We start from the raw sequence: 18,201 nt of genomic DNA on the forward strand, positions 1-18,201 counted from the left end.
TCAACCGCTTCGTCGTCGATCACAATCAGCAGCCCAAACCCTTCGTCTGGACCGCCGATCCAGACAAAATCATCGCCGCCGCTAACCGCGGGCACCAAGTGATGGAATCAATCCACTAGGATGTCCTTGACCGCCTCGTTTCCCATTTCCTGCCCAGAAGTCGTGGTTTCGTACAACCCTGTGTAGGTTGGTTACGATAAACTACGAGTGTGAGGGGTAATCAGGGAGCTGTCCACATGACCGGCTTTCGGGGAACTCTCACACCTTCACCTCCACGACACTCCCCCCCGCCCGGAACTTCGCCGACATCTCCGCCATCCCGGCTTCCGCATCCACCAGCGAGCCCCCCGCATCATTCTGCGCCGCCGCGTCCCGGCGGATGTCCTGGCTGATCTTCATCGAGCAGAATTTCGGGCCGCACATCGAACAGAAGTGCGCCGTCTTGTGGGCCTCCTTGGGCAGGGTGGCGTCGTGGTATTTGCGGGCGGTTTCGGGGTCGAGGCCGAGGTTGAACTGGTCTTCCCAGCGGAACTCGAACCTCGCGCGGGACAGGGCGTCGTCGTGGAACCGTGCGGCGGGGTGGCCCTTGGCCAGGTCGGCGGCGTGGGCGGCGATCTTGTAGGTGATGACGCCGTCCTTGACGTCCTGACGGTCGGGCAAGCCCAGATGCTCCTTGGGCGTGACGTAGCAGAGCATGGCCGTGCCGAACCAGCCGATCATGGCCGCGCCGATGGCGCTGGTGATGTGGTCGTAGCCGGGGGCGATGTCGGTGGTCAGCGGCCCCAGCGTATAGAAGGGCGCCTCGTGGCAGTGTTTCAGCTGCTCATCCATGTTCGCCTTGATCTTGTGCATCGGCACGTGGCCGGGGCCCTCAATCATGACCTGGCAGCCCCTGGCCCAGGCGATCTTGGTCAGCTCGCCGAGGGTGCGCAGCTCGGCGAACTGGGCCTCGTCATTGGCGTCGGCGATGGAGCCGGGGCGCAGGCCGTCGCCGAGGGAGAAGCTGACATCGTAGGCCCGCATGATGTCGCAGATGTCCTCGAAATGCTCGTAGAGGAAGCTCTCGCGGTGATGCGACAGGCACCATTTGGCCATGATGGAGCCGCCGCGGCTGACGATGCCGGTGACGCGTTTCGCCGTCATCGGCACGAAGGGCAGGCGGACGCCGGCGTGGATGGTGAAATAGTCGACGCCCTGTTCGGCCTGTTCGATCAATGTGTCGCGATAGACCTCCCAGGTCAGGTCCTCGGCGACGCCGTTCACCTTCTCCAGCGCCTGGTAGATCGGCACGGTGCCGATGGGGACGCTGGAGTTGCGGATGATCCAGTCGCGGATGTTGTGGATGTTGCGGCCGGTCGACAGGTCCATGACGTTGTCGGCGCCCCAGCGGGTGGCCCACACCAGTTTGTCGACCTCGTCGTCGACGGAGGACAGGACGGCCGAGTTGCCGATGTTGGCGTTGATCTTCACCAGGAAGTTGCGGCCGATGATCATCGGCTCGACCTCGGGGTGGTTGATGTTGTGCGGGATGATGGCCCGGCCGCGGGCGATCTCCTGACGCACGAACTCGGGCGTGACGAAGTCGGGGATGGAGGCGCCGAAGTCCTCGCCGTCGCGGATGCAGGGGCTGTTCTGCTCGCGGCGCAGGTTCTCGCGGATGGCGACGTATTCCATCTCGGGGGTGATGATGCCGGCCTTGGCGTATTCGTACTGGGTCGTCGGGCGGCCCTCGACGCCCTTGAAGACCTTGTGGTGCGAGGTGTCGAAACGGGGGGCGAGGTGTTTGCCCTCGGCGTGGCCGTTGTCCTCGGGCTTGACCTCGCGCGAGTTCAGGACGGGGGCGATGTCGCCGCGGTCCAGCTGCCAGCTGGACTTGACCAACGGAAGCCCGCGCTTGATGTCGATGGTCACGGTCGGGTCGGTATAGGGGCCCGAGGAGTCATAGATGGTCAGCGGCGGCTCATTGGCCGAGGGGTGCAGGGCCACCTCGCGGAAGGGCACGCGGAGGTCGGGGTAGAGCTCGCCCGAGGCATAGACCTTGTGCGACCCGGCGCGCTCGCCGGTCGGGATGGTCCCGGTCTCGCGCATGACTTCCTTCCTCGCTTCCGCGAGGGGGAGGCTATCGCTCGCTGCTTGAGCCTCTTCGGCATTCGCTTCTGGCGTGACGTGAACGTTCATGGCGGCCTCTACGCGTTGAGGTCTGCCGACTCCGGGCGTAGATCGCTTTCTCACCGTGCATCCCGGCGAAGGCCGGGGTGCACGGATGGAAAAGACATTCCCATCCCTTCGCCGGCATGACCCGGATCAGGTTCGGCCGGTCAGGCGCTTACGCCTATCTCAGCGGCTCGAGCGCCGCCCCCGGGAGAACGCTGGAACGATAGGCCTGCCATCGCGAGGTGTCCATTCCTCCCCCGACGGGGGAGGGGGACCGCGAAGCGGTGGAGGGGGCCGGCACCAGACGTCGAACTCGCGGTGAGCCCCCTCCGTCTCTACGCTGCGCTACGAGCCACCTCCCCCAAGGGAGGAGGATTGGATTAGGCTGGCGCGAACCGGAGAACCACATGCGGACCGAACCCTTCGACTTCACGACGCCCGGCGGACGCCATGTCGAAGCCGTGCTGGACCGGCCGGACGGGCAGGCGCGGGCGTTTGCGCTGTTCGCCCACTGTTTCACCTGCGGGAAGGACAATCTGGCGGCGACGCGGATCTCGAGGGCGCTGGCGGCCGAGGGGGTGGCGACGCTGCGGCTCGACTTCGCCGGGATTGGCGAAAAGGGCGTGGCCGCCATGCCGGCGGGTTTCACCGTCGACGTCGAGGATCTGGTCGCGGCGGGGGCCCATATGGTCGCGCATGGCTGCGCGCCGGGCCTGCTGATCGGGCACAGCCTGGGCGGGGCGGCGGCGATCGCGGCGGCGGGCCGGATGGAGACGATCAAGGCCGTGGCGACCATCGGCGCGCCGTTCGATGTGGCCCATGTGCTGAAGCTGCTCGGCCCCGAGGCCGGGGGACTGAAGCACGGCGAGACCCATTGCGTGACCCTGGCCGGCAAGGCGATCACGGTCGGGCCGGGCTTCGCCGAGAGTCTGAAGACCCAGGACCAGGCGGCGCGGTTGAAGGCCCTGAAGCGGGCGCTGCTGATCCTGCATTCCCCGGCCGATCAGATCGTCGGCATCGAGGAATCGACGGGCCTTTATCTGGCGGCGAAACACCCCAAGAGCTTCGTGTCGCTGGACACGGCGGACCACCTTCTGTCGAAGCCCGAAGACGCGGCCTATGCGGCCAGCATGATCGCGGCCTGGGCGTCTCGCTACATCGACGGGATGACCACGCCTCTGACGGTCCCGGCGGCCGACGGGGTGGTGCGGGTTTCCGAGACGGGGGCTGGGAAGTTCCAGACGCGGGTCGAGGCGGGCGGCGCCATGCTGATGGCCGACGAGCCGGTCTCGGTCGGCGGACTGGCCTCGGGGCCGACACCCTATGAGCTGGTGGCGGCGGGGCTGGGGGCCTGCACGGTGATGACGCTGCGGCTCTATGCCGACCTGAAGGGCATCCCGCTGGAGCGCGGCTCGGTCGAGGTGCGCCACGAGAAGCGGAGCGGCGAGACGCCGCCCGACGTGTTCGAACGGACCCTGATCCTGGACGGGGCGCTGAGCGAGGCCCAGCGCGGCAGGCTGTTCGCCATCGCCGACAAATGCCCGGTCCACCGCACGCTGGAGGCCGGCGCCCGGGTGATCACCCGCGCCACGCCCGCAATGGCGGCGCCGGAGGAGGAACAGCATTTCGCCGAGATGGAGGCCGTCTGCGAAACCGAGGCGCCGTCCTAGACCGGTCTCTGTCGGATATTCGCGTTCGATTGCAAATGTTTACCGGACGGATACCGGTATGGGCGCAGAACTCGCATTCACCCAGTGGAGTACAGTATGCCGGGACTTAACGAATGCTCTATGCCAGTACGGCGACGGGGCGGACGGACAGCCTTCTGAACATGGCGACGATCCTCGGCGAGTCGCAGCGGAACAATGACCGGGACGGGCTGACCGGCGCGCTGGGCGCGCACGACGGTCGCTTCATCCAGGTCATCGAGGGACAGTCGGGCGTTCTGGACAGCCTGCTGCGCCGCCTCGCCGGGGACCCGCGCCACCGCGATATCGTCATTCTGGACCGCAGGCCGATTACGCAAAGACAGTTCTCGGGCTGGAGCATGGCGAGCTCGCGCCTGGGGCCAGAGTCGGCGACCGCTCTGGATCGGCTCATGGCGACGCCTGACACCTCCGCCCTCGAGATCATCGCCCTGCTGCGCGAAACGCTCGAGGTTGAAGCGGTGCGCGCCGCCTGAGGCTTCGCACACGACGCGGCGCGCTATAGGAGAGGGGCGAAACCGAAAGGCCGTCCCCATGCATCTCGCCCGTTTCCCTCGTGTGCGCCTCGCCCATCTGCCGACGCCGCTGGAGCCCGCGCCGGGCCTGTCGCAGGCGCTGGGCATCGACCTGTGGATCAAGCGGGACGACTGCACCGGGCTGGCCGGCGGGGGCAACAAGACGAGGAAGCTGGAGTTCCTGCTGGGCGATGCGTTCGAGCAGGACGCCGACACCCTGGTGACCCAGGGCGCGGTGCAGTCGAACCATGTGCGTCAGACGGCGGCGGCCGCAGCCGTCATGGGTCTGAAGTGCGAGGTCATCCTGGAAGAACGGACGGGGTCGAAAGCCGTCGACTACGTCCATAACGGCAATGTCCTGATGGACCGGCTGTTCGGCGCGGTCATTCGCTCCGTGCCCGGAGGATCGGACATGCCGGCCGAGCTGGAGACCACGGCGGCGGAGATCCGGGCGCGCGGCGGCAAGCCCTATGTCATCCCCGGTGGCGGCTCGAACGCGATCGGCGCGCTCGGCTACGTCGACTGCGCACGCGAGATCGTGGTGCAGGCCGATGAGCTGGATCTGGCCATCGACCTGATCGTGACGGCGACGGGCAGCGCAGGGACGCACGCCGGTCTGGTCGCAGGTCTGGCGGTGCTGGGCGCCGACATTCCGGTGCTGGGCATCGGGGTGCGGGCGCCGAAGGACAGGCAGGAAGCCAATGTCCTGAAGCTGGCGAAGGAGACGGCGGCCCTGCTCGGGCATCCCGATCGGGTGAAGGACGAGATGGTGGTGGCCGACTGCGACTATGTCGGCGCGGGCTACGGCCTGATCGATCAGGCCGTCGTGGACGCCCTGGTGCTGGCGGCGCGGACCGACGCGATCCTGCTGGACCCGGTCTATACCGGCAAGGCGATGAAGGGGCTGATCGCCCTGGCCAGGGCCGGGACGTTCGAGGGACAGCGGGTGGTGTTCCTGCACACCGGCGGCGCGCAGGGCCTGGCCGGCTACCAGGGCGAACTGGACGCGATGCTGGCTTAAGCGGCCGGGGGCGGCGGGCCGGGCGGCGGCGGGAAGTCCAGCGGCGCGACGGCGGCGCCGGGTGAGCCGGCGACGACCGCGTCGTAGAAGGCGGTCCCGAGCGGCGACCAAGTGATGGCCTCGATCGCGATGATCATCGCCACCTGGACACCGAAGCCCCAGACCCAGGCCGGGTGAATCCGGCCGGTCTTTCGCAGATCGATGATCATGCCGATGACCGGAAACAGCAGGGTGACGGCGGCGGTCGCCTCCCACGCCCAGGGGACCAGCAGCGGGACCGGAAGAAGCCTGCCGACCCCCGGTCCCATCAGGATGGCCATGGCGGAATAGTGCAGGCGGCGGTGCCAGTCGGTCGACCGGCGAAGCGCGACCGCCGCGAGCGTCAGTCCGACGAAAGTGACGAGCGACAGGGGGTCGAAGACGAGGAACTGCAGGGGCCGGAAGAAGAAGGGCACAGTGACCTGACGGACCATGGCCTCGGTGACCAGCCAGCCCAGGACCAGCATGGGGACCAGCCAGACGGTCGCCAGCCACCCCAGCGGCCGGTGCCAGCGCACCTGTCCCGTGGCGATCAGAAGATTCTGGAGAAGGAAGATGGCCAGCCAGCCCATGAAGACGACGGCATGGGCGTGGACCATCAGCGGGGCGTCGAAGCTGGAGCGCCCGGTTGCCAGCTGGACCGCAAACCCGGCCACCACGATCAGCACCATGGCGATGGCCAGGCCCTGAAAGACGCGGTCTCCGCCCGGTGCACGCTCAGTGTTTGATGTTGTCATGACCACCCCCCGATGTTCGAGCGGGACCTTATCGCCTGCGACGGGGATTTCAATGTCGCATAGCGACGAGATGCGAAGATCGGCCGGGACCCTCGCCGTTCCCGAGGTGTGACGGCCGGCCGTGTCGACGGGCTGTGACCGCCCGCGCTGGCGCTTTCCCGGTTTGGCGCTAACAGATGAGAGGCCGGCTTCCGGGCGGGACTGGCTCGGCGGACCCGGGCACGCAGGATCCGGTCCCGGACATCGGGACCGGCAAGATTGGGGAGACGACGGCGCGATGAAGACTCTGGGTGTTCTGGGCGGCATGGGCCCCGCCGCGACGGTGGCGTTCCTCGCGCGGGTGCAGGCGCTGACGCCGGCGCAGGGCGACGCGGATCACATCCGGGTGGTGATGGACCTGAACCCCCAGGTGCCGGACAGGAACACGCGACCGGGGGACGCCGAGGCGGAACTGGGCCGGATGGCGGAACGGCTGAAGGCGGCAGGGGCGCAGGTTCTGGCCATGCCGTGCAACACGGCCCATGCGCAGAAGCCGGGCATCGTGGCGGCCGGCCTGCCCTTCATCGACATGATCGCGGCGACCGTGGCGGCGGCCAAGGGGTATGACGCCCGCTCCATCGGCATTCTGGCGACGCCGGGCGGCGAGGCTCTGTACGTTGCGGCCCTGATGGCGGCCGGGGTGAAGCCGGTGGTTCTGCAGGGCGAGGATCGCGCGGCATTCATGGCCTGCGTCTACGGCGTCAAGCGCGGCGACGTGGGTGTGGACAATCGTGCGGCCATGGCGCGGCTGGCCGAGGCGCTCAACGTCGCGGGCGCCGATGCGGTGATTGCGGGGTGTACGGAGGTTCCCCTGTTGCTCGACGCCGCCGATGTATCTGTTCCGCTTGTCGATTCAGCAGAGGTCCTGGCCAAAGACTGCGTCAGGGCCTGCATCGACTAATCGGCCGCATGATCCGGTCGCGGATCAACTGTAATCGTGCTGTATTGTCCGGCTTGTTCGCAATATAAAACGGCAATATTTCAGACACGAACTTCACAAACACGAACGCTACCGCTGGTCCCCAGACATTCCGGGGAGCAACCATGTCCGAAATCCACCTGACCGGCAGCCATGACGACGGTGACGTCGAACTGAACACCTCGTTCAACCCGACCTTCGGCTCGATCATCGAGGAGCGCCAGTCGCGCCGCACGATCATGGGCGGCATGGCCTCGGTCGCCGCCCTGTTCGGCCTGGCCGGCTGCAATGACGACAGCGAGCAGCCGAAGTCGGACGCCACGGTCTCGGCCGGCTCAAACGGCGCCACGACCTCGGGCAAGACGGTCACCCTGACGGGGACCTCGACCGGTTCGACCGGCGTGCTGTGGACCCAGGTCTCGGGTCCGACGGTCGTCCTGACGAACGCCAACGCCAGCAACGCCACCTTCACGGCGCCGAGCGTGACCGCAGCGACGACGCTGGTCTTCTCGTTCAACGCCTCCGGCTCGAACAGCATCATCGCCTCGGCCAACACGACGGTGACGGTCAGCCCGGCGGTGCTGGGCTTCAATGCCGTCGCGAAGAACCTGCTGGACGTCGTCACCGTGCCGGCCGGCTACTCGGTGTCGGTCCTGTATCGACTGGGCGACCCGATCAACGCGACGACCCCCGCCTACGCCAACAACGGCACGGACACGAACTTCGCTTCGCGCGCCGGCGACCACCACGACGCGCTCTATTTCTTCGGCCTCGGCGCGACGACCGGCCTGCGCGACGATAACGCATCGGCACGCGGCCTGCTGGCCATGAACCACGAGAACATCTCGGCCGCCTATCTGCACCCGAACGGCCCCACCTCGGTCGGCGGCGTCCGCCCGGAAGCCGAGGCCATCAAGGAGATCGAGGCCCACGGCGTGGCCGTGATCGAGGTCCTGAAGGGCACGAGCGGCTGGAACTATGTCCAGAACTCGACCTTCAACCGCCGCATCACCCCGAACACGCCCATGGACATCCGCGGTCCCGCGCGCGGCGACGTCCGGGTTCGCACCGCCTTCTCGCCGACAGGCGTCGCCGGTCGCGGCACCGTCAACAACTGCGCCAACGGCTATACGCCCTGGGGCTCCTACCTGACCTGCGAAGAGAACTGGGCCGGCTATTTCCGCCGCTCGTCGACGGACAACGCCGCCCGCACGGCGAAGGAAGTCGTCGCCCTGAACCGCTACGGCGTGAGCCAGGGCGCGGGCGGCGCCAATGGCTGGGCCTCGGTGGTTCCGACGGTTCCGGGTTCGACGATCTTCGCCAAGTGGAACGCCTCCGCCACCGGCTCTGACGCGACCGCGGACTTCCGCAACGAGCCGAACCAGTACGGCTGGGTCGTCGAGATCGACCCCTATGACGCCGCCTCGACCCCGAGGAAGCGCACGGCGCTCGGTCGCATGGGCCACGAGGGCGCCTGGCCGGCCAACTTCGTCGCCGGCCGCCGTCCGGTCTTCTACATGGGCGACGATTCGCGCGGCGAGTATTTCTACAAGTTCGTCTCAGCCACCCCCTGGGTCGCCGCCGACGCGCAGAGCGCCGACCGCCTGTCGATCGGCGACAAATATCTGGACAGCGGCACCCTCTATGTCGCCCGCTATGACGCGACCGGAAACGGCGTGTGGCTGCCTCTGGTGTTCGGCACGGGTGTGGTCACGGCCGCCAACCCGGCCTACGCCTTCGCCAGCCAGGCCGATGTCCTGATCAACGCCCGTCTGGCCGCCGACGCCGTCGGCGCCACCAAGATGGACCGTCCGGAGTGGGCGGCGGTCAACCCCGTGAACGGCGAGGTCTATCTGACCCTGACCAACAATTCTGCGGCCCAGCGGCCGCTGACCGGGACCGATGCCGCCAACCCGCGCCACTACAACGACCCGAAGGGGGCTTCGAACTCGGCCCAGTTCGGCAACCCGAACGGCCACATCATCCGTCTGCGCGAGACGGGCGACAATCCCGAGGCGACCACCTTCCGCTGGGACATCTACGCCTTCGGCGCCGACTCGGACCTGAACGCGGCCAACATCAACCTGTCGGGCCTCGACGCGACCAACGACTTCTCGTCGCCGGACGGCCTGTGGTTCGGCCGCCCGCAGAATGCCTCGGGCCTGGTCAATCCGCTGCTGTGGATCCAGACCGACGACGGCGCCTTCACCGACAAGACCAACTGCATGATGCTGGTGGCCCAGCCGGGTACTGTCGGCGACGGCGGCGCCCTCACCATCACCAACACCGACTCCACCGGCGCGACCCGCACCCAGTCGACCTTCGTCGGCAAGGCGCCGGGCATGACCCTGCGCCGCTTCCTGGTCGGGCCGAAGGAGTGCGAACTGACCGGCATCGACTCGACGCCGGACGGCAAGACCATCTTCGTCAACATTCAGCACCCGGGCGAGAACGGCTCTGCCTCTACGCCGTCCTCGTTCTGGCCCGCCAGCCAGACCGGCGGCACGGGCGCTCGCCCGCGCTCGGCGACGATCGTGATCACCAAGGACGACGGCGGCGTGGTCGGTCTGTAGGAGCCGCCTTCGCTGATCGAGACGAGGGGCGCGCCGGAGACGGCGCGCCCCTTTTTCGTTGCGACGAAACGCGACCCGCCGCATTCAGGGCGGGTGAAAAGACAAAGCCTGATTATCGATTGCGACCCCGGGGTGGACGACGCCGTGGGGTTGCTGCTGGCCTTCGCCTCGCCGGAGCTGGACCTCAAGGCGGTCACGACGGTGGGCGGCAACGTGTCGGTCGAGAAGACGACGCGGAACGCACGGATCATCCGTCAGGTCGCCGGGCGGGAGGATGTGCCGGTATTCGCCGGAGCGGCCCGGCCGCTGAGGCGTGAACCGGCGGGGGCGGGCGAATTCCACGGGGCCGAGGGGCTGGGCGACATCGAGGCGGTCGAGCCGGATGCTCCGGCGGCGGAGGGTTCGGCGGTCGAGGCGATTGTGCGGATCGTGATGGCGGCCGAGCCGAAATCGGTGGCGCTGGCGGTCATGGGGCCGATGACCAATGTCGCCCTGGCGCTGAGGGCCGAGCCGCGACTGGCCGAACGGCTGGGGCCGGTGGTGGTCATGGGCGGGGCGCGGTCGGAGGGCGGCAACATCACGCCGTCCGCCGAATTCAATATCTGGGCCGACCCCGATGCGGCGGCGGAGGTGTTCGCCAGCGGTTGCGAGATGGTCGCGTTCGGACTGGACGCGACCCATCAGGTGCGGGGGACCGAGGAACGGATCGCGGCGCTGGAGGCGATCGACAATGGACCGGCGCTGACGGCCGCGACGATGGTGCGGTTCTCGCAGCGGATCGAGCGGGACATCGTCGGATGGGACGCCGCGCCCCTGCATGATCCGTGCACGGTGGCCTGGCTGCTGAAGCCCGGGCTGTTCCGCCTGAAGCCGTGCCGGATCGACGTCGAGACCGACAGCGATCTGACGCGCGGCCATACCGCGGTGGAGTTCCGCGTCGATCCGGCGAGCGCCCGGCATCTATGGGCGGTCTGGGCCGACGGGCAGGGGGTGTTCGACCTGATCACCCAGCGGTTGGGGGCGGTCGCATGAACATCACCGTGGTCGGATCGATCAACCTGGACCTGGTGGCCTCTGCGCCGTCGCTGCCGGCGGCGGGGGAGACGGTGACGGGGGCGACCCTGGCGCGGCATCCGGGCGGCAAGGGCGCGAACCAGGCGCTGGCGGCCGAGAAGCTGGGGGCCGAGGTCAATCTGATCGGCCGGGTCGGCGACGACGCCATGGCGCAGGAGGCGCTGGCCTTGATGGAAAGCTTCGGCGTCGATCTGTCAGGGGTGGCGGTCGATATCGCGGCCGCGACGGGGGTGGCCCTGATCGCGGTCGATCCGTCGGGCGAAAACCAGATCGTGGTGGCGGCGGGGGCGAACCATCTGGTGACGCCGGAACAGCTGCCGGTGCGGATCGAAAGCCCGCTGATCGTGCAGCTGGAGCTGCCGATCGAGACGGTCGAGGCGGCGGTGGGTCGGGCGGTCGGGTTCGTCTGCGCCAACCTGGCGCCCGCCGCGCCGGTGTCAGAGGCGCTGCTGAAACGCTGCGACCTGATCATCGTCAACGAGGGGGAGGCGGCGTTCTACGGCGACCTGCTGCACCGGGGCGGGGGTCGGGTGGTGATCACCCAAGGGGCCCGGGGGGCCGAGATGTATCACCGGGGCGTCAAGATGGCCTGGGCCACGCCGCCTGGGGTCGTCGCCGTCGATGCCACGGGGGCGGGCGACGCCTTCGTCGGTGCGATCGTCGTGGCCCTGCTGGACGGGCTGGAGCCGAAGGACGCGCTGACATTCGCCTGCGCCGCCGGGGCCCTGGCCGCGACACGGCCGGGGGCTCAACCCTCGCTGCCGACGCGGGCCGAGGTCGAGGCCCTGCTGGGCCGCGTCTAGCGCCTCTTCAGGCCGCTGAAGAACCACGCCATATAGAGGCGGAACAGCCAGCCGCCCCGACGTGACCGGTCGGTGACGCTGACTGTGGCATGCCGGCCCCGACACTTGAACTGTTTGACGACCACGCGACACCAACTCTTCCGCAAACTGACGGTGGCGAAAGAGCCGGTGGCCGCAAAGGTTCCTTTGTACGCAAGCGGACGGATCAGGCCGGGGCGCCCATGTAGTCGCGCTTGCCGAGCGGGACGCCGGCGCCGCGCAGCAGGTCGTAGGCCGTGGTCAGGTGGAAGTAGAAGTTCGGCATGGCGAAGCCGGTGACATAGGGCTGGCCGAGGAATTTCATCTCGCCGCCGGGGAAGGTCAGGGTGAATTCCTTGCCTTCCTGGCCATCGACCTTGTCGCGCGGCACCGAGGCCAGATAGGCCAGGGTGTCAGTGATGCGTTGCTGCAGTTCGGCGATGGTGGTTTCGGAGTCGTCGTTGACCGGGGCGGCGACGCCGGACAGGCGGGCAAGGCAGAGCTTGGGGCTGTCGCAGGCGGTCTGGACCTGTTTCACCAGGGGGTTCATGTCGTCGATGATGCGCAGCGACAGCCAGGAGTCCGGATCGACGCCCGTTTCCTTCGCATGGGCGACGGCCTTGTCGAGCAGGCCGGACAGGGCGCGCAGACCGCGCGAGAATGGCGGAACGGTGAGGTCGTAGAGTTCAGTCGCTATGGGTCAGTTTCCTTTGAGGACTTTGTGTCGCTCCAGCCCTGCCTTAGACGATTGTGACGCCCTTGGCGAAGCGCCCATCGCAGGACTAGGGTTGGATTGCCGTCGGGGGGACGGTGATCGAGAGACGACCTTAATGATCCGCATCGTTTCCGCCGCTGCCATCGCGCTCGCGCTCGCCGCCTGTCAGCCTGCCGGTCGCGGAGAGGGCGAGCGGACGGCCGGTCAGGCGACCCTGCCTTCGGGCGACGCCCTGCCTGCGACCTATGACTGGCATTTCGTGGCGCACGGCGGGTCGGGCGACCTGGACTTCGGCGACGGCGACTGGGCCGAGGGGGTCAGCGTCTTCGGCATGTCCTGCCTGCCGCAGTCGAAAACCGTCGCAATGACCTGGGGCTATGAGAACGAGGCGGTGCTGACGTCGGGCACGGCGACGGGCACCTTCCAGCCAGGTGCGAGCGCACCGACCGACCACCCGGTGATCTCCGCCCTGAAGGCCAGCGGCGCCATCGACGTAGGTCTGAGCGGCGCGGACATGCGGCTGGTCGCCAAGGAATCGGGCAAGGGCGCGATCGCCGCCTTCTTCGACTATTGCGACACGGGCAAGGACCCGACCTATTCCGTCGAGGCGGCCGAGGCCGAGGATGCGGCCATCGCGGCGGCGGCGGCGACCCCGGCTGTCGAGGCTCCCGCGGTCGAGGCGCCGAAGACCTAGAGCGTTCGGCGGTCAACGGGACTCAAAGGAGCGCGGACCTCCAGGTCCGCTCTTTGCGCCACCGAAGAGCGGACCTGGAGGTCCGCGCTCCAAGGGACCCGCAACTCACTCGCCGGACACCTAGAAGGTCACCACCAGCCGGACGACCTCGCCGGCGTGCAGCCGGTCGAAGCCCGCGTTGATGTCGTCGAGCGATATGGTTCCGCTCATCAGCCGGTCCACGGGCAGGCGGCCCTGGCGGTAGAGGGCGACGTAGCGGGGGATGTCGCGGCCGGGCACGCAGGTCCCGATATAAGAGCCCTTGAGCGTGCGCTCCTCACCGACAAGAGACACGACATTGACCGGCAGGGCGGCGTCGGGTGGGGGCAGGCCGGCGGTGATCGTCGTCCCGCCGCGCCGGGTCATCTTCCAGGCGGCTTCAAGGGCGCGGACCGAGCCGGCCATCTCGAACACGAAATCGGCGCCGCCACGGGTCAGGGCGCGGACCTGATCGACCGCGTCGGGATCGGCGGCATTGACGGTCTGGACCGGACCGAGGGTGCGGGCGAGGGCCAGCTTGTCCTCGGACAGGTCCACCGCGATCACGGGCGTGGCGCCCGAGGCCAGGGAGCCCAGCACGCTGGCCAGACCGACCCCGCCGAGGCCGACGACGACCGCGCTCTGGCCCGCCCTGAGCCGGGCCGTGTTCACGACCGCGCCGACGCCGGTCAGGACCGCACAGCCGAACAGGGCGGCCTCGGCGAAGGACAGGGCCGGGTCGATCTTCACCAGCGAGCGGCGCGAGACCACGGCGCGCTCGGCGAAGGCGGAACAGCCGAGGTGGTGGTTGAGGCTCTCGCCATCGCGATGAATGCGCTTGCCGCCGGTCAGGAGCTCGCCCTTGCCATTGGCGGCGGCGCCGGGTTCGCACAGGGCGGGGCGACCCTCCGCGCACGGATTGCAGTGACCGCACGACGGCATGAAGACCATGACGACATGATCACCGACGACCAGGTCGGTGACGCCTTCGCCGAGCGCCTCGACCACGCCGGCGGCCTCGTGACCCAGGGTCATGGGCATGGGACGGGGGCGGTCGCCGTTGATGACGGAGAGGTCGGAGTGGCACAGGCCCGCGGCCTTGATGGCGACGAGGACCTCCCCCGGGCCGGGCGGGTCCAGGGTCACGGTCTCGATCGCGAGCGGGCGGCTGTCGGCATAGGGGCGGGCGGCGCCCATGGCGCGCAGGACGGCGGCGCGGGTGGTGGTCCGGGTCATGAGCAGCCTCGTCGGAAACGCGCGGGTGACCCTCGATAGGCGCTTGACGCGACGAAGGCCAAGCCCGAGCGTCGCACAAGGATCGGCGATCAAGCCGGCGCTGCGAGGGACGAAAACAGAATGCCGAAACGCGACGAGGGGCCGCTGGCCGACCGGGCGACCTACAAGGCCTATCATACGGTCTCGACGCGCTGGGCGGACAACGACCAGTACGGCCACATCAACAACGCCAAATTCTACGAGTTCGTCGACTCGGCGGTGAACGCCCACCTGATCATCGGCGGGGGGCTGAAGGAATCGATCGGCCTCGTGGTCGATTCAGGCTGCCGCTACACCTCGTCGCTGGCGTTCCCGGATGTCATCGAGGTCGGGATCAAGGTCGACCATATCGGCACGTCGAGCGTGAAATACGGCTTCGCCGTCTTCCGCCGGGGCTCGACCCAGCCCGCCGCGATCGGCCATTTCGTGCACGTCTATGTGGATGCGGAAACGCGGCGGCCCAAGCCCTTGCCGGCGGTGCTGCGGGGCGTGGTCGAGAACCTGAGGGCGGGGTGAGCAAGCGGCCTGCCTCGACTACGCTAGTCGCGACGGTCGTATCTCACGGTTACTCGTCGTGCTCGGCTGTAGCCATTTGGGTCGGAATGTTCTGAACCGAACGCAGTCTGATCCCGTATCCTGACGCCAGCCTGCGCGAGAAGATCGGCGACGACCTTGGCACGTGCCGCACTCGACCTTGTATTTGTTTCGGCACTCCCCCTAGCGTCGGCGTAGCCGGTAACGATCACGCTGACATTGTTTCGTAACAGGGCGATGGATCTTGCCTCGATTTGTTGCGCACTCTCGAAGGTAAGCTCCGCACTGTTAGTCGCGAAATATACTTCGAACCCGTTCCAGTTATCGATCACTGCAGCGTCGCTGGCTGAAGCTGTTTGGCCCGGTCGCTCAAGTAATTGTTCGAGATAATCCAGGCGCGCGACGACAAGGGGCAGAGCGTCGTCCGCTGCGGCGCTGCCCGCGACAGTGTTCCCCAAGGCGGAGGAGACAGGAGACGCGGGGGCCGCGTTGTATCTCTGGACCGCTGCTGCAATCTCGGCCGCATCTGGAATTCGTCCAGGAAGTCCAGATCTCAGATCTCCAAGTGACTTTCCGAGCGCACGTATAGCGGCCTGCTGATCCTCAAGGCGAGTACTCAGGGATATCGCACCACCCATCTGAGCGACCATGAAATCCGTGTACGCCTCATCGCTCATTGCGCCAGACACCCATGCGCGGCACGCCGCGTCCAGTTGGTGCGTCTGCTGCGCAACGGCGCTCTCCAACACGGCACCTTCTCGGGTGTACTCGCCGCCGATGGCCTGCCCTACAACACGCAGTTCGCCCGTCCGTTTGACATTCTTGCTGAGTAGGTCGGTAACCGGGGCGCATTGGGTGCTTACGGCCACGGCGAGCTCTGACGGCGTCAGATTCGGGTGACAGCCGGTGATAGTCATGCCGAGCAGGCAAGGCAGCAGAATAGACGCCCTCACGGCCTGAGCGCTTCGGCGGCGACCATTGCGACAAGCTCAGATCCCGTTTGGCCGACGCCCGGTTCAAAGGGGGCCACTGACAGCGTTTGGGCCGTCTGGCGCATCGTGGGCATGGGCATGGGCATGGGCGTGGGCGTGGGCGTGGGAGGCAGAGCGACAGGCGGACTACCGGCTTCTGGCGACGTCACGGGTCGCTTGCCAGGGGGAGTAACTACGGCGGCTTGCTGCGCCAAGCCCTGTGCGCACCCCCGAAAGGACGTCGGAGGTATTCCCCGAATCGTGGCCGGATTGGCCGCAAACGGCCTAAGGAGAGCTGTCAACCCGACGCGGGGATTGCGTTGGGGGTCGAGGAAGTTCACCAGCCCCGCCTGCATGGAGCCCATCCCGCGCTGAAGCGCGCTCCCGCCGTCGCTGATCGCTTTTCGAACGACGCCGCCGCACGCTGAAACGCTGACTGCTCCTGCACTGGCCGTGCCCCAGACCTCGATTGATTCGACCCGTATCCATGTCGCAGAGGGATTCACGCCAGCCACATATTGCGCGAAGGTCGCGGGCGATATCACGAAGGCGTCGGCCGGACGCTGGTACGTGCTCAACTCGGTCAGCCGCGCGTTGAACGCGGCCGAACTTTCCGACGAGGCGCTTTCAGCCATGTCAAACTGGGTGGAAAGCTCCAAAAATGTCAGATCGATGCTGTCGAGCCGTGCCGCGAGATCGGGTCCGCCCTGGGCCGTCACAGCTTCACGGATCAAGCACTGGTACCATCCCAGGACTTCGCCGAGCGCCTGATTTCGCATTCCAGCGTAAACAGTCCGCGAAATCTGCAGCCCTGCCGAAACCTCCAAGCCAGGCAGCCGCTTCAGTGCATTCTCGCCAGCGCGAGCCAAGATTTCTCCCCCGCCGACAGCATTGCCGACGGCAAATGGGGACGCCCGCAGGCCGCAGTCTGCGCGGCCGTCTGCGCGTGTGCGGTAGTGGTCCCGGTGATGATCGATACGGCAATGACCAGCAGCCATCGGCAAACAACTGGAACTTGCATTGGCACCTACCCCAAAAACCGTAGGAGGAGTTTATGCACCATTGTTCGATCAGTGCAACGGCTTGGGGGAGGGCCGCCTAGGGGGCCCAGTCCTCGTCCATGTAGCCCAGCAGGGCCAGAGCCCCGACGGCGGTGAGGACGCCGATGGCGAAGGCCGCGACGATGGAGCCGGTGGCGACGGCGGTCGAGACCGTCACGGGACGGCTCTCGTACCATTCGACGATGTCGGCGTCGTCGAGATCGTCCTCGAGATAGGCGTCGGCGTCGTGCAGGGGATTGTCGGACATGGTCAAGCTCCGTCGGTGGCTGCCTTAATCCCCCGCAGGATCGCCGGTTCCAGCGACCGATTGGTGACAGAACAGCGCGGGCGGGCTAGACGGCCCCAACCCACGCACGGAACGCGCTCAAGCAGCGAGATCCGGGCTCAAGTAGCGAGACGTAGCTTGTCCTCCGGCCGATCGCAGATCGGACCGGGGGGCGCGTCGAGCGATAGCGCACTGAAGAGATAACAATGGCCGGCCATTCCAAGTTCAAGAACATCATGCACCGCAAGGGACGCGCCGATGCGTCCCGCTCCAAACTGTTCTCCAAGCTGTCGCGCGACATCACCGTGGCGGCCAAATCGGGGATGCCCGACGTCGCCCTGAACCCGCGCCTGCGTCTGGCAGTCAACAACGCCAAGGCCGAGAGCCTGCCCAAGGACGTGATCCAGCGGGCCATAAACAAGGCGTCCGGCGGCGACGTCGATACGATGGAGGAGGTCCGCTACGAGGGCCGGGGCCCCGGCGGGGTCGGCATCATCGTCGAGGCCCTGACCGACAACCGTAACCGCGCCAACTCCAACATCGGCACGGCATTCAAGAAGAATGGCGGGGCGCTGGGCGAGATGAACTCGGTCGCCTTCATGTGGGACAAGGTCGGCAAGATTACCTACGCCGCCGAGGCCGGAAGCGAGGACGCCGTCATGGAGGCCGCCATCGAGGCCGGCGCCCAGGACGTCGAATCCGACCTGGTGAAGCCCGACATCTACGAGGACGCGCCGGGTCACACGATCTGGACCGCCTTCGAGGATCTGAACGAGGTCGCCGAGGCCATGTCCAAAATCCTGGGCGACGCCAAGTCCACCGCCATCGTCTGGAAGCCCCAGACCGAGGTGCCTGTGACCGGCGAGCATGTCGGGACGCTGATGCGGCTGCTCGACGCCCTGGACGCCGAGGACGATGTCTCCATGGTCTATTCCAACGAGGACATCTCCGACGAAGAGATGGCGAAGTTCGCGGGCTGACTGTCCACAGTCGTACAGGATCGCCGGTATCGACACTCCTGACGCTGACCGTTAATCATTCCTTAACGGGCGGGGGCGGCTCGATTCGAG

At 67.3% G+C, this 18,201-nt stretch carries 17 protein-coding genes, 1 pseudogene and 1 riboswitch; of the genes and pseudogenes, 11 read left to right on the forward strand and 7 right to left on the reverse strand.

Annotated elements, in window-relative coordinates; translation table 11 throughout:
• Nucleotides 1–119, forward strand: a pseudogene (locus ACP7A5_RS00005) (IS630 family transposase); the annotation flags it as partial.
• Nucleotides 120–258: 139 nt separating this feature from the next.
• Here ACP7A5_RS00005 and thiC read toward each other — a convergent pair.
• Nucleotides 259–2,088, reverse strand: a complete 1,830-nt coding sequence (gene thiC, locus ACP7A5_RS00010) for a phosphomethylpyrimidine synthase ThiC (protein WP_426039993.1) — start codon at nt 2,086–2,088, stop codon at nt 259–261.
• Between the two features lie 175 nt (nt 2,089–2,263).
• Nucleotides 2,264–2,372: riboswitch (TPP riboswitch) on the reverse strand.
• A 189-nt stretch (nt 2,373–2,561) separates the two neighbouring features.
• On the opposite strand from thiC, the gene ACP7A5_RS00015 reads away from it, so the two are divergent.
• The 3 genes from ACP7A5_RS00015 (at nt 2,562) to ACP7A5_RS00025 (ending at nt 5,396) form a co-directional block, all read left to right on the forward strand.
• The gene (locus ACP7A5_RS00015) at nt 2,562–3,824 is read left to right on the forward strand and encodes an alpha/beta fold hydrolase (protein WP_426039994.1); all 1,263 of its coding nucleotides are present in this window, start codon (nt 2,562–2,564) and stop codon (nt 3,822–3,824) included.
• 113 nt (nt 3,825–3,937) lie between these two features.
• Complete coding sequence (locus ACP7A5_RS00020) at nt 3,938–4,336, forward strand: BLUF domain-containing protein (protein ID WP_426039995.1); 399 nt, start codon at nt 3,938–3,940, stop codon at nt 4,334–4,336.
• A 58-nt stretch (nt 4,337–4,394) separates the two neighbouring features.
• Nucleotides 4,395–5,396: a D-cysteine desulfhydrase gene (locus ACP7A5_RS00025; RefSeq protein ID WP_426039996.1), complete on the forward strand. Its 1,002-nt coding sequence runs from the start codon at nt 4,395–4,397 to the stop codon at nt 5,394–5,396.
• Here ACP7A5_RS00025 and ACP7A5_RS00030 read toward each other — a convergent pair.
• Entirely contained in the window at nt 5,393–6,172 is a 780-nt protein-coding gene (locus tag ACP7A5_RS00030; RefSeq protein WP_426039997.1) for a hypothetical protein, read from the reverse strand. The two genes, ACP7A5_RS00025 and ACP7A5_RS00030, sit on opposite strands and share 4 nt — an antisense overlap.
• 277 nt (nt 6,173–6,449) lie before the next feature.
• Here ACP7A5_RS00030 and ACP7A5_RS00035 point away from each other — a divergent pair, with 277 nt between their 5' ends.
• The 4 genes from ACP7A5_RS00035 (at nt 6,450) to ACP7A5_RS00050 (ending at nt 11,580) form a co-directional block, all read left to right on the forward strand.
• The gene (locus tag ACP7A5_RS00035) at nt 6,450–7,112 is read left to right on the forward strand and encodes an aspartate/glutamate racemase family protein (protein WP_426039998.1); all 663 of its coding nucleotides are present in this window, start codon (nt 6,450–6,452) and stop codon (nt 7,110–7,112) included.
• Nucleotides 7,113–7,255: 143 nt separating this feature from the next.
• The gene (locus ACP7A5_RS00040; protein ID WP_426039999.1) at nt 7,256–9,703 is read left to right on the forward strand and encodes a PhoX family protein; all 2,448 of its coding nucleotides are present in this window, start codon (nt 7,256–7,258) and stop codon (nt 9,701–9,703) included.
• Between the two features lie 93 nt (nt 9,704–9,796).
• Nucleotides 9,797–10,735 (forward strand): nucleoside hydrolase, encoded by a 939-nt coding sequence (locus tag ACP7A5_RS00045; protein ID WP_426040000.1) that lies wholly within the window; start codon nt 9,797–9,799, stop codon nt 10,733–10,735.
• A complete protein-coding gene (locus ACP7A5_RS00050; protein ID WP_426040001.1) occupies nt 10,732–11,580 on the forward strand; it encodes a ribokinase in 849 nt (282 codons plus the stop codon). Before ACP7A5_RS00045 ends, ACP7A5_RS00050 begins: the two co-directional genes overlap by 4 nt.
• Nucleotides 11,581–11,785: 205 nt before the next feature.
• Here ACP7A5_RS00050 and ACP7A5_RS00055 read toward each other — a convergent pair whose 3' ends face one another.
• On the reverse strand, nt 11,786–12,295 hold the full coding sequence (locus tag ACP7A5_RS00055; protein WP_426040392.1) for a DUF1993 domain-containing protein: 510 nt from the start codon (nt 12,293–12,295) through the stop codon (nt 11,786–11,788).
• A 133-nt stretch (nt 12,296–12,428) separates the two neighbouring features.
• On the opposite strand from ACP7A5_RS00055, the gene ACP7A5_RS00060 reads away from it, so the two are divergent.
• Nucleotides 12,429–13,007, forward strand: a complete 579-nt coding sequence (locus tag ACP7A5_RS00060; RefSeq protein WP_426040002.1) for a hypothetical protein — start codon at nt 12,429–12,431, stop codon at nt 13,005–13,007.
• 120 nt (nt 13,008–13,127) lie between these two features.
• On the opposite strand, the gene ACP7A5_RS00065 is transcribed toward ACP7A5_RS00060, so the two are convergent.
• Nucleotides 13,128–14,261 (reverse strand): zinc-dependent alcohol dehydrogenase family protein, encoded by a 1,134-nt coding sequence (locus ACP7A5_RS00065; RefSeq protein ID WP_426040003.1) that lies wholly within the window; start codon nt 14,259–14,261, stop codon nt 13,128–13,130.
• 120 nt (nt 14,262–14,381) lie between these two features.
• Here ACP7A5_RS00065 and ACP7A5_RS00070 point away from each other — a divergent pair, with 120 nt between their 5' ends.
• Complete coding sequence (locus ACP7A5_RS00070; RefSeq protein WP_426040004.1) at nt 14,382–14,816, forward strand: acyl-CoA thioesterase; 435 nt, start codon at nt 14,382–14,384, stop codon at nt 14,814–14,816.
• A gap of 23 nt (nt 14,817–14,839) precedes the next feature.
• Here the strand turns inward: ACP7A5_RS00070 and ACP7A5_RS00075 are convergent, their stop codons facing one another.
• The 3 genes from ACP7A5_RS00075 to ACP7A5_RS00085 all read right to left on the reverse strand — a co-directional run bounded on the left by ACP7A5_RS00075 (nt 14,840) and on the right by ACP7A5_RS00085 (nt 17,113).
• Nucleotides 14,840–15,703, reverse strand: a complete 864-nt coding sequence (locus tag ACP7A5_RS00075) for an OmpA family protein (RefSeq protein ID WP_426040005.1) — start codon at nt 15,701–15,703, stop codon at nt 14,840–14,842.
• Nucleotides 15,704–15,783: 80 nt separating this feature from the next.
• Entirely contained in the window at nt 15,784–16,674 is an 891-nt protein-coding gene (locus ACP7A5_RS00080) for a hypothetical protein (protein ID WP_426040006.1), read from the reverse strand.
• A 229-nt stretch (nt 16,675–16,903) separates the two neighbouring features.
• Nucleotides 16,904–17,113, reverse strand: a complete 210-nt coding sequence (locus tag ACP7A5_RS00085; protein ID WP_426040007.1) for a hypothetical protein — start codon at nt 17,111–17,113, stop codon at nt 16,904–16,906.
• 224 nt (nt 17,114–17,337) lie between these two features.
• Here ACP7A5_RS00085 and ACP7A5_RS00090 point away from each other — a divergent pair, with 224 nt between their 5' ends.
• On the forward strand, nt 17,338–18,111 hold the full coding sequence (locus ACP7A5_RS00090) for a YebC/PmpR family DNA-binding transcriptional regulator (protein WP_303694213.1): 774 nt from the start codon (nt 17,338–17,340) through the stop codon (nt 18,109–18,111).
• Nucleotides 18,112–18,201 lie beyond the last annotated feature (90 nt).

The organism is Brevundimonas sp. TWP2-3-4b1 (assembly GCF_049897665.1).
GTDB classification, from domain to species: domain Bacteria; phylum Pseudomonadota; class Alphaproteobacteria; order Caulobacterales; family Caulobacteraceae; genus Brevundimonas; species Brevundimonas subvibrioides_B.

Bases quoted from the DNA above. Each gene is read 5' to 3' on its own strand.
- ACP7A5_RS00050 (WP_426040001.1), top strand. From the start codon at position 10,732: ATGAACATCACCGTGGTCGGATCGATCAACCTGGACCTGGTGGCCTCT.
- ACP7A5_RS00090 (WP_303694213.1), top strand. From the start codon at position 17,338: ATGGCCGGCCATTCCAAGTTCAAGAACATCATGCACCGCAAGGGACGC.
- ACP7A5_RS00085 (WP_426040007.1), bottom strand. From the start codon at position 17,113: ATGTCCGACAATCCCCTGCACGACGCCGACGCCTATCTCGAGGACGAT.
- ACP7A5_RS00025 (WP_426039996.1), top strand. From the start codon at position 4,395: ATGCATCTCGCCCGTTTCCCTCGTGTGCGCCTCGCCCATCTGCCGACG.
- ACP7A5_RS00070 (WP_426040004.1), top strand. From the start codon at position 14,382: ATGCCGAAACGCGACGAGGGGCCGCTGGCCGACCGGGCGACCTACAAG.
- ACP7A5_RS00035 (WP_426039998.1), top strand. From the start codon at position 6,450: ATGAAGACTCTGGGTGTTCTGGGCGGCATGGGCCCCGCCGCGACGGTG.
- ACP7A5_RS00030 (WP_426039997.1), bottom strand. From the start codon at position 6,172: ATGACAACATCAAACACTGAGCGTGCACCGGGCGGAGACCGCGTCTTT.
- ACP7A5_RS00020 (WP_426039995.1), top strand. From the start codon at position 3,938: ATGCTCTATGCCAGTACGGCGACGGGGCGGACGGACAGCCTTCTGAAC.
- thiC (WP_426039993.1), bottom strand. From the start codon at position 2,088: ATGCGCGAGACCGGGACCATCCCGACCGGCGAGCGCGCCGGGTCGCAC.
- ACP7A5_RS00065 (WP_426040003.1), bottom strand. From the start codon at position 14,261: ATGACCCGGACCACCACCCGCGCCGCCGTCCTGCGCGCCATGGGCGCC.
- ACP7A5_RS00015 (WP_426039994.1), top strand. From the start codon at position 2,562: ATGCGGACCGAACCCTTCGACTTCACGACGCCCGGCGGACGCCATGTC.
- ACP7A5_RS00060 (WP_426040002.1), top strand. From the start codon at position 12,429: ATGATCCGCATCGTTTCCGCCGCTGCCATCGCGCTCGCGCTCGCCGCC.
- ACP7A5_RS00040 (WP_426039999.1), top strand. From the start codon at position 7,256: ATGTCCGAAATCCACCTGACCGGCAGCCATGACGACGGTGACGTCGAA.